Consider the following 16,093-nt stretch of genomic DNA (forward strand, 5'->3'; position numbering starts at 1 on the left):
AAAAGAATCATCGCTGCTTTCACTCAAGCGATATATCTCATATATACCATTATCAAGGGGCAGAATTTTATAGCACATAACGATTCTAGATATTAATTTGTCAGCCTTATATAGTCATAGCGAAGTGCCAGACTTTCAATATCGATTAATTTACAAGAGTTAAACAAGTAACCTTGTACACCCCATACCTCTAAACGTCTAGCTAGTTCAAGTTGTTCATCTGTCTCTACGCCCTCAAAGACGATTTTATTACATTTATTTTTATAGAGTATCAAACCTTTGAATGGCTGTTCTTTCTTGGCTTCCCGCCAGAAGTATTCACGATCAATCTTAATCAATTCATACTGAGAAGCATCAACCATGCTTATATCACAATATCCTGCTCCCAAATCATCCAGCCATACCTTACCAAATCTAGTACATAGTGCTTCTATTAGTTTAGTACGGGTGTGTAGTTCACATGTTGCTAGACTCTCTGAAATTTCAAGCCGCACATAATTCATACCCTTTAATAGGCAATCTTCTTCAGGTGTGCGATTGATACATTCAATCATATCCCTGTTAACATTAAGACTACACAACAGATTGTTCTTTGTGAAGAAATCATTTTTTTCTTTGATAGCAGTGACTTGCTCTCTGAGTAACAAACATCTTTCTTCATTGCTCATGCTCTGAATGACAGTATCCGGCGGGTAAAACTTACCATACTGATCTTGGAAGCGAGTTAATATTTCAACCCCTCTTAACCTCATTGAAACTGGGTCTACTAATGGCTCCACTATGAAAAAATGTTTCATATCAATCACTTCCCCTCTTGAAGTATTGTAAGTAATCTAAATGAGAATAAGTTAATAAATTTAATTATTTAGCGAGCTATACCTATAAACATACCTGTTATCTACATGTTTTCAAGGTTTCGAATGTAAATTGTGTACTTGTCTCTAATATCCGGTTTTCAGAGGGTTTAATATTTTATTTCAATCATTTACGTAAGTATCATCTTTCCTAATGATTTCTTAATGTTAATCGGTGCTAATAAAGTCACAAATAGACCATAAAGGTTATATGGAATTATCTGGTGATTCTACCTTTAGATGATCAGATAAGATATTAATTACTCAGATTATTGTACCTAACTTTAGTTAACTAATGATTGTTGGAAGTATACTGCCTCATCATCTGATAAGTCCATAGTTCTGGTAGTACTGTACCAGTAGTAGATTAATTAATAGTAAGGGCTTAAACAGCCCGATAACCCGACAAGGGCAAAGCCCGCGTAGTTACTCCAAAAGACGGCAGACCCCAAACAGTATAGGTTTTCACTTCCTTCAGTAGTCGATAGACAAAAACAAAAGACGTGGCGTTCTTCGAGTGACTAGCGAGAAAACGCAAGTTTACGATCTTATCTTTTTGGTTTTACAGAGACTAACGAGCAAAGCGAGTTAGGCTCTATGATACTGAATAGACAAGTAAGTCATTTACTTTAAAGTGTATATTATATTAAGTTACGGGAATCAATATGTGGTATGTAACCCATTGATTTAACTACTATATGTTGTGGCATCAACCGTATTTTACTCATAATAACCGTATTTTCGACGTATACAATACGGTTATAGTTACGGTTATTATTTACATATAAATCAATTACTTATTCATTGCTACTAGTCGTTCAATTAAGGTAATAAGATCCGCACCTTCATCTTTTAGCAGTTCAACTAGTGCTACATGTTCTTCTGTTACGGTTTTCTTTGGTTTGTATTGCTTCATTCTATTAAGGGATTTCCCTTCCTTTAGTAGTACTTCAAACGCCTGTGATACTAGGGTTGCTATGCGTTTGTACTTTTCACGCGATGATTTACTATCTGGATAGTTTTGATTTTTATTCTGTCTGAATAGTTTTAGATGTTCAAATACCATAACTTCACTGAATTCAGGAGCATTCTTTACTATCGCAAATACATCTTCTTCCGGTACACGGTTTTTACCTAGAAAAGTACTTTCCTGGATTATTCCACGCATTACTTCTTTTGCTTCACTAGATAGTGAATTAAAGCAAATGAAACGTAGTTCATTCTGGATCATTTGATTATTGTGTATTGTTTCTTTTCTCGCCATTATAATTCCCCCTTAATATGGGGCTGTCACTCCTACATGATAGCTGACCTGCCCCCACGATTAGATACAACACTCAGTTAGTAACGTCGGAATCTTCATTCTCAGAATGACCCTTTCTCCAGCCCGCTGCAAATTCAGACGGTGTCTGATAATTCAGCGTGGAGTGCGGGCGGCATTCGTTATAATCCTGCCGCCAGTCATTAATAATTTTCCTGGCATGAACGATATCGCTGAACCAGTGCTCATTCAAACATTCATCGCGAAATCGTCCGTTAAAGCTCTCAATAAATCCGTTCTGCGTTGGCTTGCCCGGCTGGATTAAGCGCAACTCAACACCATGCTCAAAGGCCCATTGATCCAGTGCACGGCAAGTGAACTCCGGCCCCTGGTCAGTTCTTATCGTCGCCGGATAGCCTCGAAACAGTGCAATGCTGTCCAGAATACGCGTGACCTGAACGCCTGAAATCCCAAAGGCAACAGTGACCGTCAGGCATTCCTTTGTGAAATCATCGACGCAGGTAAGACACTTGATCCTGCGACCGGTGGAAAGTGCGTCCATGACGAAATCCATCGACCAGGTCAGATTGGGCGCCGCCGGACGGAGCAGCGGCAGACGTTCTGTTGCCAGCCCTTTACGACGTCTTCTGCGTTTTACGCCCAGGCCACTGAGGTGATAAAGCCGGTACACGCGCTTATGATTAACATGAAGCCCTTCACGGCGCAGCAACTGCCAAATACGACGGTAGCCAAAACGCCTGCGCTCCAGTGCCAGCTCAGTGATGCGCCCTGATAAATGCGCATCAGCAGCCGGACGGTGAGCCTCATAGCGGCAAGTCGACAGGGATAAACCTGTAAGCCTGCAGGCACGACGTTGCGACAGACCGGTCGCATCACACATCAACATCACGGCTTCCCGCTTCTGGTCTGTCGTCAGTACTTTCGCCCAAGAGCCACCTGAAGCGCCTCTTTATCCAGCATGGCTTCGGCAAGCAGCTTCTTGAGTCTGGCGTTCTCTTCCTCAAGCGACTTCAGGCGCTTAACTTCAGGCACCTCCATACCGCCATACTTCTTACGCCAGGTGTAAAACGTGGCATCGGAAATGGCATGCTTGCGGCAGAGTTCACGGGCGGGTACCCCAGCTTCGGCTTCGCGGAGAATACTGATGATCTGTTCGTCGGAAAAACGCTTCTTCATGGGGATGTCCTCATGTGGCTTATGAAGACATTACTAACATCGGGGTGTACTAATCAACGGGGGGCAGGTCAACTCAACTGATACTACATTATTATTATTGTCAATTTAACTATAGACTACTTTCAAGTACATCACTATGTACTTTGGAAGTAACGTTAGATTTATCACAAAAATACATGTAACGATTGTTAGTTACATTTTTAAAAGAGAAATACTATCATTACTCAACTTTGTATTTTTCAAAAAATCTTCACGGCTGAAGCAAGATTCTAAAATCGCATTTTTGATGGCTCTGCTGACGTTACAAGTCAATTAAGAGGTTTCTTTCGTTTTATGTTTAGGATACTCGTTACTTAGTGAATAAGAAACTCATATTGTTTCGCATCCAAACACCTACGGCATCACATCGATCTACAGCATCTACATAGTTCAGCAATAGCGAATAATCAATGATTGTAAGATCTTCTTTTGTCTGCTGAAAACGGATCTCACCATCTTTAACACTAATTACGAAAGATGGTGTGTAATAGAATTTAGCACCATCAACATTTTCAATGATCACCTCACTGATTAACTTTTGTTCTTTCTTCTTATTCTCTATAAAAAGGACATGCCTTTTCAGCTCGTTCTGCTTGTAGATAATGTCAATTGTGTAAAAATTGCCGTTACGCTTTAGACGAATATTAGAAACAATCTTGTTAAGTTCATTCTCATAACGTGTGCGTATGTCGACGTTATTCACATTATATAATTCAGTAACGTTAACATCCTGTAGTACTGGTAAATCTACTTGTACTGTAGCTAATGAAGCCTGACGTGCTAATAACTGTTCTAATTCTAACTTGGCATCATCCAATTCTTCCCTCATTTCAAAAGAGACAGCTTTACCAGCACTTTTACGCCGTTCAATACCATTTTCATAGTTAGTGATCTGATCCTTAACTTGATCAATTTGAATACGTATCACTTCAATTTCAGGATTGAATTCTTGTTCTTTAATCACAGTGTTTAGATCCATGCCTAATAAATGCTCTACTACAAAACGCTCTACTGTTTCATAGGTCATAGCTTTATTTTCGCAAAGTCCATCACGTTCATTGAGGCAACGAATGTATCTATATTCCTCGATTTTTGGATCGCCTTTCTTTGGTGTACGTTTAGCACGAACCACATTATGATACATTGGCCCGCCGCATTCAGTACAACGAGCGATACCACTAAACAAATTACTTTTAATCAGTACTTCTTCCTGTCCGTCTTTCTTCACGGTAACACGTCCAGCATTAGGACGACGAGACTTTAGCAATTCCTGTACTAATTCAAATTCTTCTTCATTAATCACTACAGGGTACACGTCCATATCGTACTTTTTCTGAGTTACTGGATTTTCAATATCATCATGGTTACGGATGATTTCTGAAATGAAAATCTTACCAGTTACACGGCGATTAGTAAGAATCTTATGAACAAGTTCACCAGTCCACGGACGATTAAATTTATATTGCTCACCTTCTTTCGTTTGAAGTTTTTTAGCAATCGTGGGGCATCCCATGCCAGTTTGATAAAGAGCAAATATCTCTTTAACTACTGCCGCTTTATGATTAAGCACATACTTATCATTTTCTACTTCGATCCATTGAGGACGTTTATTAGTTACTATAGTACCTTTGTTGAATGCTTGTTCGCGTTTCTTCGCCCACCCTTTACGAATACGATCACTTTTATACTTAGATTCATCATATGCCCGTTGAGCATTCATCATTACAAAAGGTAGATCTTTAGAATTACTACGGCTGATAACTATGTTAGCCATTACATCATGAATAGCTACGTTATGTGCCATTAGAGCATTGATGTAACCCATCACATCAAACGGGTTCTGGCGCCTAAAGCGGTCTATAGATTCCACTACCAATATAGAACTATCCCACATACCATTACGTACTTGTTCCATCCATGCCCCTAACTCACCCTCAGAGATGTTTAAACCCTTAAAGGCTGAGACACCTTGATCCGATAGTACTACTGGGGCTGGATCATCCATTTCCGCACAAATGCCAGTACGCTCTAAGTAGCCTTCTAATAGTTCAGCTTGGCGTGCGATACCTGACCCGTCGAGCTGCTGATCCGAGCTAACACGATGATACACAAATACTTTTTTCATGTTAAACCTTCTAATTTTTGTTTGTATAAGCATAACACATTTGTATGATTATCAGGCAAAAAAGGTTTTAGAATCCGACCCGCTGCCGGTTCCCCAGGCGCTGCAGCTGATCGATCTGCTGGATGAGCATGCCGTTCACGGACTGATGTATGTGGATAACGCGATGCTGTACGAGCGCCCTACCGGCCACGTGGTGCGCACCAGCAACTGGGCTTTGTCCCTGCCTGAAGCGCAGCGTCCGGTCTTTACCCAAGTTTCCTCCCTGCGTCAGGCCGCCCAGGACGTTGAGGCAATCTGGAAATTCGCCCTGACCGATGAAGACACCACCAAACTGAATACCTTCGCAAAACACGTGGAACAAACGCTGGGTCTGGAGTGCGAATGGTCCTGGCATGACCAGGTGGACATTGCCCGCAAAGGCAACAGCAAAGGCAAGCGCCTGACGCAGTATGTAGAATCTCAGGGCGGGTCGATGCGTGACGTGATCGCCTTCGGCGACAACTACAACGACATCAGCATGCTGGAAGCCGCCGGTACCGGCGTTGCGATGGGCAATGCCGACGACGCGGTGAAAGCCCGCGCCAACGTGGTGATTGGTGACAACACCACCGACAGCATCGCACAGTACATTTACACCCACCTGCTGTAATCAGGCGGTGATCGAGACGCTCTTAATTTGCGCGTAAAGCCACAGGCCGGGTTTGATCCCTAACTCATCCCTCGCCCACGGGCTGATGCGCGCCCAGAGCGTCCTGCTGCCGACTTCAAGCTTCACTTCCACCTGCCCGTTATCATCAAAACACTCCGCCACTTTGGCGCGCAGAATATTTCGAATACTGGTTTGCAGCGGCGGCTGCAGCACCAGCGAGACGTCCGACGCCTGGATGCGAACTCTCAGCGCGGACTGTAGCGGTTTGTCGATCTTATTGACCCAAAGATGCTGGTCGCCCAGCGCCAGGGCGGTCATCGCGTAGTGCGGATGGTGTTCCAGAACGCTCACTTTAAGAATGCTGCTCTGCTGTTCCCTGGGTAACCACGGGTGCATTACGCTGCTGCCCCACACCTCTTCCAGGTTGCCGAAGGCCTTCACGCTGCCCTCTTCCAGCACCAGCACCCTGTCGGCCAGATGGAGGATCTCATCCAGCGAATGGCTGACGTAGAGCATCGGAATATTAATTTCCCGGGTCAGGCGCTGTAGATAAGGCAGAAGTTCGCGTTTACGCGGAATATCGAGCGAGGCCAGCGGTTCGTCGAGCAGCAGCAGTTCGGGCGCGGTCAGCAACGCGCGGCCAATGGCCACGCGCTGTTTTTCTCCGCCGGAGAGCGACGATGGCAGCCTGTCGAGCAGAGGCTCAATGCCTAAAAGCGTCACCAGCTTATCAAACTGTCCGGCCATGCTTTTCGCCATGCCGTAACGCAGGTTGCCGCGCACGCTGTAGTGCGGGAATAAGCGCGCGTCCTGGAAAACATAGCCAATGCGGCGTTTATCCGGCGTGAGATAAACCTTGTTTTCCACGTCGTTTAAGACGCGGTTATTCAATACAATCCGTCCTGACTGCGGCCGCGTCAGACCACTGATAGCATTTATCAGCGACGTTTTTCCCGCCCCCGACACGCCAAAGATGGCGGTGATTCCGCTTGCCGGCAGCGTCTCGTTAAGCGTCAGGGTATGGTTTCCCAGCGTCTGGGTGAAATGGAGTTCCAGCATGCTTATTTCCCCATCCGCTGGCGGCTGAGCCGCGCCAGCCATTCAGACACCATTAGCGATGCCAGCGCCAGCACAATTGAAATAATACACAGCCGCGCCGCCGCGCCTTCACCGCCCGGCGTTTGAATCAGAGTATACATTGCCGATGGGATGGTTCGCGTCTCGCCGGGGATGTTCGACACAAACGTGATCGTCGCGCCAAACTCGCCCAGCGAGCGGGCGAAGGCCAGTACCGTCCCGACAATAATGCCGGGTAACGTCAGGGGAAGCGTGATGGTGAAAAAGACGCGCCAGCGCCCGGCACCGAGCGTACGGGCCGCCTGTTCGAGCTTTATGTCCACGCCTTCCAGCGCGAGGCGGATCGCCCTCACCATCAGCGGGAATGACATCACCGCCGCCGCCAGTACCGCACCGCGCCAGCTAAACGCAAACGTCAGCCCAAACCAGTCGTAAAGTTTTTCGCCAATAAAACCGCGTCGCCCCATGGAAATTAACAGCAGATAACCGACCACCACGGGCGGCAACACGAGCGGAAGATGAAGCACGCTGTCGAGCAGCGCTTTGCCGGGAAACCGACAGCGAACCAGTAGCCAGGCAAAGAAGATCCCAAAGGGCAAGCTCAGCGCAACCGCCAGGGAAGAGACTTTAAGGCTCAGCAGAACAGCCTGCCATTCAGGATCGGTCAATATCATCAGTGAGTCGTAAATCCATAGCGTTTAAAGATTGCGGACGCCTCCGGCCCTTTCAGGTAATCGCGGAAGGCCGTCACGGCCGCATTTTTATGTCCATCAACAATCGCAACAGGATATTCCACTTTCTTGTGGGAGTCTTCCGGGAACGTTGCGACTACTTTTACCCCTTTACTGGCAACGGCATCAGAGCCATACACAATGCCCAGCGGAGCTTCATTGCGCTCTACCAGCGCCAGCGCGCCGCGCACATCTTCCGCCGGGGCCAGCTTCGGTGACAATGTCTCCCATGCACCCAGCTTTTGCAGCGCTTCTTTGGCATAAATCCCGGCCGGAACGTGCTCCGGGTCGCCCACAGCCAGACGGCCACCGTTCAGCAGTCTCGTCCAGTTGGTCTGTTTGTTGATGGTGAAGTCCGCCTGCACGCTGGCTTTTGGCGCCACGACAACCAGGCTATTGCCCAGCAGCGTTTCGCGGGTTGTCGCATCTATCGCTTTTTTCTCCGCCGCGTAATCCATCCACTTCTGGTCAGCCGAGATGAACAGATCCGCCGGCGCGCCCGCTTCTATCTGGCGCGCCAGCGTAGAGGAAGAGGCAAACGAGGAGACCACCTCGACGTTTTTCTCTTTTTTATACGCCGCCGCGATGTCCTGCAGCGCGTTGGTCAGCGACGCCGCCGCAAAGACCGTAATTTTACCTTCGTCCGCCAGCGCGTGTCCGGTAAGTGAAAGCGTCAGCGTTGCCCCTGCGAAAAGGCGTACCCATGAACGTGCCATCTGTAACTCCTGTGAGTAGCGTTATATACATATTAATATAACGGTAACGTCAGGGAGATCCCAGCGTTTAATCGTACCGCTGAAGGGGTAAACCGGGGTGATGCGTTAAATAATATCGGCGTAGACGGGAAAATCTTGAGAGCAAAACGCCCGGACTCGCCGGGCGTTTTGTAGGGAATCAATGCTGCTTTTTAGCCTGGTCTTTGTGACCAATGTTCGAAAAGACGTTGAACACTTCACCCAGGCCGTAGATGGCACCGAGGATGATGGCCATCACTACTGGTACCATGATCACGGCGAATACCAGACTTTTCAACAACTCTAACATGGTTTTCTCCAGATATTGTGAATAGCTCATTCTACCCTTTCAAGTGAGAAAAACATCCCCTTTTGTGCGGTACTCTTTGCGCCCTGCACCATTTAGGCCACAATACTCTTTTTGCCAGGACACTGTTATGCAGGCCGAAATTCTTCTCACTCTACGACTTCAGCAAAAGCTTTTCGCCGATCCGCGGCGTATCGCCCTGCTTAAACAAATAGAACAAACGGGCTCGATTAGCCAGGGGGCGAAAAACGCGGGCATCAGCTACAAAAGTGCCTGGGACGCCATCAACGAAATGAACACCCTGAGCGAACAACAGCTGGTGGACAGAGCCACAGGCGGCAAAGGCGGCGGCGGCGCGATCGTGACGCGCTATGGCCAGCGCCTTATTCAGCTTTACGATCTGCTGGCCCAGATCCAGCAAAAGGCGTTCGATGTGTTGAGCGACGACGATAACGTTCCGCTGGACAGCTTGCTGGCCGCCATTTCCCGCTTCTCGTTACAAACCAGCGCCCGCAACCAGTGGTTTGGAACGGTGACGGCGCGCGACAATCTCCAGGTACAGCAGCATATTGAGATCCTGCTTGCCGATGGCACCACTCGTCTGAAGGCCGCCATAACGGCGCAAAGCGCGGAACGTCTTGAGCTGGATGAAGGTAAAGAGGTGCTGGTTCTGCTGAAAGCGCCGTGGGTCAATATTACGCGCGATCCCGACGCCGCAAAGGCGGCTGATAACCAGCTTCAGGGCGCAATTAGCCATATCGAACGCGGCCAGGCGCAGTGCGAAGTGCTAATGACCCTGGCAGACGGGCAACCGCTTTGCGCGACGATACCGCTTAGCGAAGCGGAATGTTTAGAAGACGGTTCTGTCGTTACCGCCTGGTTCAACGCAGACCGGGTGATTATCGCCACATTGTGCTGAGCGCATTGACAATCGCGCCGACAGTGCGTATCCCTGATATCTGGTGCTGCAAAAACAGGGATAAATCATGTCATCATTGCATATTTCGCAAGGCACGTTTCGTCTTAGCGATACCCGAACGCTGACGATTGCTGATTTGACGATACGCGCGGGTGAAAGCTGGGCGTTTGTCGGCACTAACGGCAGCGGTAAATCTGCGCTGGCCCGCGCGCTGGCCGGCGAACTCCCCCTCCTCAAGGGCGAATACCAGGGCGACTTTACGCGCCTGACGCGCCTGTCGTTTGAACAACTGCAAAAGCTGGTAAGCGAGGAGTGGCAGCGCAATAACACTGATTTACTCAGCCCAGGCGAAGAAGATACCGGCCGTACGACGGCGGAAATAATTCAGGATGAGGTGAAAGATCCCGCCCGCTGTCAGCGCCTGGCAGAACGGTTCGGTATCACCGCCCTGCTCAACCGGCGCTTCAAATACCTTTCTACCGGCGAGACGCGAAAAACGCTGCTTTGCCAGGCGCTGATGAGCGAGCCCGACCTGCTTATCCTCGACGAACCGTTTGACGGCCTTGACGTGCAGTCCCGTGCGCAGCTGGCGTCCCTGCTGGAGTCGCTTAATCAGCAGGGATATACCCTGGTTTTGGTGCTTAACCGCTTCGATGAAATTCCGGACTTTATTCAGCACGCGGGCGTACTGGCCGACTGTAACCTGACCGAGACCGGCGAAAAAACCGCGCTGCTTAAGCAGGCGCTGATTGCCCAGCTCGCGCACAGCGAACAGCTCGACGGAATTACCCTTCCGGAACCTGACGCCCCTTCGGCCCGCCATGCGCTCGATCCCCACCAGCCGCGCATCGTGCTGCGAGAGGGGATTGTCTCTTATGACGATCGCCCGATCCTCAACCGTCTTAGCTGGACGGTCAATCCCGGCGAACACTGGCAGATTGTCGGCCCTAACGGCGCGGGGAAATCCACGCTGCTGAGCCTGATCACCGGCGATCACCCGCAGGGCTATAGCAACGATCTGACGCTGTTTGGTCGGCGTCGCGGCAGCGGCGAAACCATCTGGGATATAAAAAAACATATCGGCTATGTCAGCAGCAGCCTGCATCTGGATTACCGGGTCAGTACCACGGTACGCAACGTGATCCTTTCCGGATATTTTGATTCCATCGGTATTTATCAGGCGGTGTCGGACAAACAGCACAAGATGGCCCAGCAGTGGCTGGATATCCTGGGCATGGACAACCGGGTCGCTGACGCGCCGTTTCATAGTCTGTCGTGGGGGCAGCAGCGTCTGGCGCTGATCGTTCGCGCGCTGGTGAAACACCCTACGCTGCTGATTCTCGACGAACCGCTGCAGGGACTCGACCCGTTGAACCGCCAGCTTATCCGCCGCTTTGTGGATGTCCTGATTAGCGAAGGTGAAACGCAGCTGCTGTTCGTTTCACACCATGCCGAAGATGCCCCCGTCTGCATCACGCATCGCCTGGAGTTTGTGCCGGACGGTGAGGGTTATCGCTACCTTCTCAGCAACGTCGATTAACCGTGGAGGGCTCTGCCCTCCTCTTTTTCAGATAACTTGCATCAATACATCGCTATCTCTTTGATCTAGAATGCTCGGAGTCATTGTAAAAGCGAGTGTGAAAACGAGTGTAAACGATTCCACTATTTTATCCCATGTCACACTTTTCGCGTCTCTGTTATGCTATGGTTATTACATACCATAAGCCCAATGGAGCGAAATATGCGAGTTCTGGTAACAGGTGGTAGCGGTTACATAGGTAGTCATACCTGCGTGCAACTGCTGCAAAACGGTCACGACGTCATCATCCTCGACAACCTGTGCAACAGTAAGCGCAGCGTGCTGCCGGTGATTGAACGCCTTGGCGGTAAACAACCGACTTTCGTGGAAGGCGACATCCGCAACGAAGCGCTGATGACCGAGATCCTTCACGACCACGCCATCGAAGCGGTGATCCACTTCGCGGGTCTGAAAGCGGTCGGTGAATCCGTTGCGAAGCCGCTCGAGTATTACGACAACAACGTCAACGGTACCCTGCGTCTCATCTCCGCCATGCGCGCGGCCAACGTCAAAAACTTTATCTTCAGCTCCTCCGCCACCGTCTATGGCGATCAGCCCAAAATCCCTTACGTTGAAAGCTTCCCGACCGGTACCCCGCAAAGCCCGTACGGCAAAAGCAAGCTGATGGTGGAGCAGATCCTGACCGACCTGCAAAAAGCGCAGCCGGAGTGGAGCATCGCGCTGCTGCGCTACTTCAACCCGGTCGGCGCGCATCCGTCCGGCGACATGGGTGAAGATCCGCAGGGCATCCCGAACAACCTGATGCCGTATATCGCCCAGGTTGCCGTGGGTCGCCGCGACTCGCTGGCGATTTTTGGCAATGACTATCCGACCGAAGACGGCACCGGCGTGCGCGACTACATCCACGTGATGGATTTGGCCGACGGTCACGTTGCGGCTATGCAGCAGCTGGCCAACAAACCGGGCGTGCATATTTACAACCTCGGCGCCGGGGTCGGCAGCAGCGTGCTGGACGTGGTTAACGCCTTCAGCAAAGCCTGCGGTAAGCCGGTTAACTACCACTTCGCTCCGCGTCGTGATGGCGACCTGCCTGCTTACTGGGCCGATGCCACCAAAGCCGACAAAGAGCTCAACTGGCGTGTGACGCGCACGCTTGATGAAATGGCACAGGATACCTGGCACTGGCAGTCACGCCACCCGCAAGGCTATCCGGACTAAGGATCCGTAATGACGCAATTTAATCCCGTCGATCATCCGCATCGTCGTTTTAACCCGTTAAGCGGGCAATGGATTTTGGTCTCCCCGCATCGCGCCAAGCGCCCCTGGCAGGGGGCTCAGGAGACGCCTGCAAAACAGACGCTGCCACAGCATGACCCGGACTGCTTCCTCTGTCCGGGCAACACGCGCGTCACCGGGGACAAAAACCCTGACTACAAAGGCACCTTCGTGTTCACCAACGATTTTGCCGCCCTGATGACCGACACGCCGGACGCGCCGGAAAGCCACGATCCGCTGATGCGCTGCGAAAGCGCGCGCGGAACCAGTCGCGTGATCTGCTTCTCGCCGGATCACAGCAAAACGCTGCCCGAGCTGAGCGTGGACGCGCTGAAAGAGGTCGTCAGCACCTGGCAGGCGCAAACCGCAGAGCTGGGGCAGAGCTATCCGTGGGTGCAGGTGTTCGAAAACAAAGGCGCGGCCATGGGCTGCTCAAACCCGCACCCGCACGGCCAGATCTGGGCGAACAGCTTCCTGCCTAACGAAGCCGAGCGTGAAGACCGTCTGCAGAAAGCGTATTTCGCGGAAAACGGTTCGCCGATGCTGGTGGACTATACCCGGCGCGAGCTGGCCGACGGCAGCCGCACCGTGGTGGAAACCGAACACTGGCTGGCCGTCGTCCCTTACTGGGCCGCCTGGCCGTTTGAAACGCTGCTGCTGCCGAAAGCACACGTGCAGCGCATCACCGATCTCAGCGACGCGCAGCGCGACGACCTTGCCCTGGCGCTGAAAAAGCTCACCAGCCGTTACGACAACCTGTTCCAGTGCTCCTTCCCGTACTCCATGGGCTGGCACGGCGCCCCGTTTAACGGCGAAGAGAATCAACACTGGCAGCTGCACGCCCATTTCTATCCGCCGCTGCTGCGCTCTGCGACGGTGCGTAAATTTATGGTGGGCTATGAAATGCTGGCGGAAACCCAGCGTGACCTGACGGCGGAACAGGCGGCAGAACGTCTGCGTGCCGTTAGCGACGTCCACTATCGCGAATCAGGAGTCTAAAAAAAATGAGTCTGAAAGATAAAACCCAATCCCTGTTTGCTGAGAAATTTGGCTACCCTGCCACCCACGTTATCCAGGCGCCAGGCCGCGTTAACCTGATCGGTGAACACACCGACTATAACGACGGTTTCGTGCTGCCGTGCGCCATCGATTACCAGACAGTCATCAGCTGCGCGAAGCGCGACGACCGTAAAGTTCGCGTGATTGCGGCGGATTACGGTAATGAGACGGACGAGTTTTCTCTCGATGCCCCGATTGTGACGCACGACAGCCAGCAGTGGTCTAACTACGTGCGCGGCGTGGTGAAACACCTTCAGAAGCGCAACAAGAACTTTGGCGGCGCCGATTTAGTTATCAGCGGCAACGTGCCGCAGGGTGCGGGCTTAAGCTCCTCTGCGTCGCTGGAAGTCGCCGTGGGCACCGTGTTCCAGCAGCTTTATCATCTGCCGCTGGACGGCGCGCAAATTGCCCTGAATGGTCAGGAAGCAGAAAATCAGTTCGTGGGCTGTAACTGCGGCATTATGGACCAGCTGATCTCCGCGCTCGGCAAAAAAGAGCATGCCCTGTTAATTGATTGCCGCTCGCTGGGTACCAAAGCCGTTCCCCTGCCAAAAGGCGCGGCTGTCGTCATCATTAACAGCAACTTTAAGCGCACGCTGGTGGGCAGCGAATACAATACCCGCCGCGAGCAATGCGAAACCGGCGCCCGCTTCTTCCAGCAGCCTGCCCTGCGCGACGTGACGCTCAATGAATTTAACAAAGTGGCACACGAGCTGGATCCGGTCGTCGCCAAACGCGTTCGTCACGTGCTGACGGAAAATGCCCGTACCGTTGAAGCCGCGTCCGCGCTGGCGAAAGGCGATCTGAAACGCATGGGTGAGCTGATGGCGGAATCTCACGCCTCCATGCGCGATGATTTTGAAATCACCGTGCCGCAGATCGACACCCTGGTGGACATCGTTAAAGCCACCATCGGCGACAAAGGCGGCGTGCGCATGACGGGCGGCGGTTTTGGCGGCTGCATCGTTGCGCTGGTGCCTGAGGAGCTGGTCCCTGCCGTACAGGATGCCGTGGCGAAGCAGTACGAAGCAAAAACGGGCATCAAAGAAACCTTCTATGTTTGCAAAGCATCACAAGGAGCCGGACAGTGCTAAACGAAACACCTACCCTTGCACCGGATGGTCTGCCGTATCGCCTGTTAACCCTGCGCAATCGCGCGGGGATGGTCGTTACGGTGATGGACTGGGGGGCAACCCTTCTTTCTGCCCGCGTACCGATGCCGGACGGCAGCGTGCGTGAGACTCTGCTCGGCTGCGCCTCGCCTGAGCAGTACGTCAATCAGTCCGCCTATCTTGGCGCGTCCGTTGGGCGCTATGCTAACCGCATCGCGAAAAGCCGTTTTGAACTCGACGGCGTGCAGTACACCCTGCTTCCAAGCCAGGGTGAGAACCAGCTGCACGGCGGACCGGACGGGTTTGATAAACGCCGCTGGAAGATTGTTCGTCAAAACGATGGCGAAGTTCTGTTCTCGCTGGATTCGCCTGATGGCGACCAGGGCTTTCCGGGGAACCTTGTCGCATCCGCGCGCTTTACGCTGACCGACGACAACCGTATCGCCATCGAATACCGTGCGACGGTCGACAGGCCGTGTCCGGTCAATCTGACCAATCACGCGTATTTCAACCTGGACGGTAGCCAGTGCGACGTGCGTAACCATAAGCTGCAGATCCTGGCGGATGCGTATCTGCCGGTTGACGAGATGGGCATTCCGTATCAGGGCCTCAAAGACGTGAGCGGCACCAGCTTTGACTTCCGCAGCGCGAAGTCCATCGCCCAGGATTTCATGAGCGATGACGATCAGCGCAAGGTGAAAGGCTACGATCACGCTTTCCTGCTGCAGGCCAAAGGCGATGTGAAACAGCCTGCCGCGCAGGTCTGGTCTGCGGATGAGAAACTGCAGATGACGGTTTATACCACCGCCCCCGCCCTGCAGTTTTACTCAGGCAACTACCTCGGAGGTACGACGGCGCGCGAACACGATGAGTACAGCGACTGGCAAGGCCTGGCGCTGGAGAGCGAGTTCCTGCCGGACAGCCCGAATCATACCGAATGGCCACAGCCGGACTGCGTGCTGCGCCCGGGTGAAGAGTACGTGAGCGTGACGGAATATCATTTTATTCCGCATTAATATCCAGCCCTCCCTCCGGAGGGCTTTTTTCTGCGCGCCTTGCTGAAAATAGCGCCGATCGCAGACAAAATCATAACCCTGGATTCACAAGCATCTTACACTCAGAGACTATTTTCGCTATGGTTAGGGTTAAGCGTTGCTGGTGGCACGGCCACGGCAATATAATGAGAATTGTTATCATTCTAAAAATGCTTGAGG

General features: G+C 51.4%; 14 protein-coding genes and 1 pseudogene. 7 read left to right on the forward strand and 8 right to left on the reverse strand.

Going from position 1 to position 16,093, the window contains the following annotated elements:
- Positions 1 to 92: 92 nt before the first annotated feature.
- The 4 genes from AC1VYI_RS17935 to AC1VYI_RS17950 all read right to left on the reverse strand — a co-directional run bounded on the left by AC1VYI_RS17935 (position 93) and on the right by AC1VYI_RS17950 (position 5,476).
- Complete coding sequence (locus tag AC1VYI_RS17935; protein WP_482883366.1) at positions 93 to 797, reverse strand: EAL domain-containing protein; 705 nt, start codon at positions 795 to 797, stop codon at positions 93 to 95.
- Between the two features lie 850 nt (positions 798 to 1,647).
- Complete coding sequence (locus tag AC1VYI_RS17940; protein WP_126850932.1) at positions 1,648 to 2,118, reverse strand: hypothetical protein; 471 nt, start codon at positions 2,116 to 2,118, stop codon at positions 1,648 to 1,650.
- Positions 2,119 to 2,191: 73 nt separating this feature from the next.
- Positions 2,192 to 3,312 (reverse strand): IS3-like element ISSen4 family transposase gene (locus AC1VYI_RS17945; protein WP_087451024.1). Its coding sequence is split into 2 segments (ribosomal slippage): positions 2,192 to 3,054 and positions 3,054 to 3,312, totalling 1,122 coding nucleotides; the frame shifts between segments, so codons are not numbered across the junction.
- A gap of 349 nt (positions 3,313 to 3,661) precedes the next feature.
- Complete coding sequence (locus AC1VYI_RS17950) at positions 3,662 to 5,476, reverse strand: recombinase family protein (protein ID WP_158513739.1); 1,815 nt, start codon at positions 5,474 to 5,476, stop codon at positions 3,662 to 3,664.
- Positions 5,477 to 5,507: 31 nt separating this feature from the next.
- Between AC1VYI_RS17950 and AC1VYI_RS17955 the strand changes: the two are divergent.
- A pseudogene (locus AC1VYI_RS17955) lies at positions 5,508 to 6,125 on the forward strand (pyridoxal phosphatase); the annotation flags it as partial.
- Here the strand turns inward: AC1VYI_RS17955 and modC are convergent.
- The 4 genes from modC to AC1VYI_RS17975 all read right to left on the reverse strand — a co-directional run bounded on the left by modC (position 6,126) and on the right by AC1VYI_RS17975 (position 8,977).
- A complete protein-coding gene (modC, locus tag AC1VYI_RS17960; RefSeq protein ID WP_134866645.1) occupies positions 6,126 to 7,184 on the reverse strand; it encodes a molybdenum ABC transporter ATP-binding protein ModC in 1,059 nt (352 codons plus the stop codon).
- 2 nt (positions 7,185 to 7,186) lie between these two features.
- Complete coding sequence (gene modB / locus AC1VYI_RS17965; protein ID WP_023310813.1) at positions 7,187 to 7,876, reverse strand: molybdate ABC transporter permease subunit; 690 nt, start codon at positions 7,874 to 7,876, stop codon at positions 7,187 to 7,189.
- Positions 7,876 to 8,649, reverse strand: coding sequence for a molybdate ABC transporter substrate-binding protein (modA, locus tag AC1VYI_RS17970; RefSeq protein ID WP_023310812.1), 774 nt, complete (start codon positions 8,647 to 8,649; stop codon positions 7,876 to 7,878). Before modA ends, modB begins: the two co-directional genes overlap by 1 nt.
- A 178-nt stretch (positions 8,650 to 8,827) precedes the next feature.
- Complete coding sequence (locus AC1VYI_RS17975) at positions 8,828 to 8,977, reverse strand: AcrZ family multidrug efflux pump-associated protein (RefSeq protein ID WP_023310811.1); 150 nt, start codon at positions 8,975 to 8,977, stop codon at positions 8,828 to 8,830.
- 127 nt (positions 8,978 to 9,104) lie between these two features.
- On the opposite strand from AC1VYI_RS17975, the gene modE reads away from it, so the two are divergent.
- The 6 genes from modE to galM all read left to right on the forward strand — a co-directional run bounded on the left by modE (position 9,105) and on the right by galM (position 15,895).
- Positions 9,105 to 9,893: a molybdenum-dependent transcriptional regulator gene (gene modE / locus AC1VYI_RS17980; RefSeq protein ID WP_332964258.1), complete on the forward strand. Its 789-nt coding sequence runs from the start codon at positions 9,105 to 9,107 to the stop codon at positions 9,891 to 9,893.
- 67 nt (positions 9,894 to 9,960) lie between these two features.
- Positions 9,961 to 11,433, forward strand: coding sequence for a molybdate ABC transporter ATP-binding protein ModF (gene modF, locus AC1VYI_RS17985; protein WP_134866646.1), 1,473 nt, complete (start codon positions 9,961 to 9,963; stop codon positions 11,431 to 11,433).
- Positions 11,434 to 11,634: 201 nt separating this feature from the next.
- Positions 11,635 to 12,651 (forward strand): UDP-glucose 4-epimerase GalE, encoded by a 1,017-nt coding sequence (galE, locus tag AC1VYI_RS17990; RefSeq protein ID WP_023334950.1) that lies wholly within the window; start codon positions 11,635 to 11,637, stop codon positions 12,649 to 12,651.
- A gap of 9 nt (positions 12,652 to 12,660) precedes the next feature.
- Entirely contained in the window at positions 12,661 to 13,707 is a 1,047-nt protein-coding gene (gene galT / locus AC1VYI_RS17995) for a galactose-1-phosphate uridylyltransferase (RefSeq protein WP_045357773.1), read from the forward strand.
- Between the two features lie 5 nt (positions 13,708 to 13,712).
- Positions 13,713 to 14,861: a galactokinase gene (galK, locus tag AC1VYI_RS18000; RefSeq protein WP_045403812.1), complete on the forward strand. Its 1,149-nt coding sequence runs from the start codon at positions 13,713 to 13,715 to the stop codon at positions 14,859 to 14,861.
- Positions 14,855 to 15,895, forward strand: a complete 1,041-nt coding sequence (gene galM / locus AC1VYI_RS18005; protein ID WP_134866647.1) for a galactose-1-epimerase — start codon at positions 14,855 to 14,857, stop codon at positions 15,893 to 15,895. Before galK ends, galM begins: the two co-directional genes overlap by 7 nt.
- The last annotated feature ends 198 nt before the right edge of the window (positions 15,896 to 16,093 follow it).

The sequence above is a fragment of the Enterobacter sp. QK-SA4 genome, from assembly GCF_056856775.1.

Excerpts from the sequence above, each read along its gene's own strand:
- AC1VYI_RS17935 (WP_482883366.1), bottom strand. The coding sequence starts at position 797 with ATGAAACATTTTTTCATAGTGGAGCCATTAGTAGACCCAGTTTCAATG.
- AC1VYI_RS17940 (WP_126850932.1), bottom strand. The coding sequence starts at position 2,118 with ATGGCGAGAAAAGAAACAATACACAATAATCAAATGATCCAGAATGAA.
- AC1VYI_RS17950 (WP_158513739.1), bottom strand. The coding sequence starts at position 5,476 with ATGAAAAAAGTATTTGTGTATCATCGTGTTAGCTCGGATCAGCAGCTC.
- modC (WP_134866645.1), bottom strand. The coding sequence starts at position 7,184 with ATGCTGGAACTCCATTTCACCCAGACGCTGGGAAACCATACCCTGACG.
- modB (WP_023310813.1), bottom strand. The coding sequence starts at position 7,876 with ATGATATTGACCGATCCTGAATGGCAGGCTGTTCTGCTGAGCCTTAAA.
- modA (WP_023310812.1), bottom strand. The coding sequence starts at position 8,649 with ATGGCACGTTCATGGGTACGCCTTTTCGCAGGGGCAACGCTGACGCTT.
- AC1VYI_RS17975 (WP_023310811.1), bottom strand. The coding sequence starts at position 8,977 with ATGTTAGAGTTGTTGAAAAGTCTGGTATTCGCCGTGATCATGGTACCA.
- modE (WP_332964258.1), top strand. The coding sequence starts at position 9,105 with ATGCAGGCCGAAATTCTTCTCACTCTACGACTTCAGCAAAAGCTTTTC.
- modF (WP_134866646.1), top strand. The coding sequence starts at position 9,961 with ATGTCATCATTGCATATTTCGCAAGGCACGTTTCGTCTTAGCGATACC.
- galE (WP_023334950.1), top strand. The coding sequence starts at position 11,635 with ATGCGAGTTCTGGTAACAGGTGGTAGCGGTTACATAGGTAGTCATACC.
- galT (WP_045357773.1), top strand. The coding sequence starts at position 12,661 with ATGACGCAATTTAATCCCGTCGATCATCCGCATCGTCGTTTTAACCCG.
- galK (WP_045403812.1), top strand. The coding sequence starts at position 13,713 with ATGAGTCTGAAAGATAAAACCCAATCCCTGTTTGCTGAGAAATTTGGC.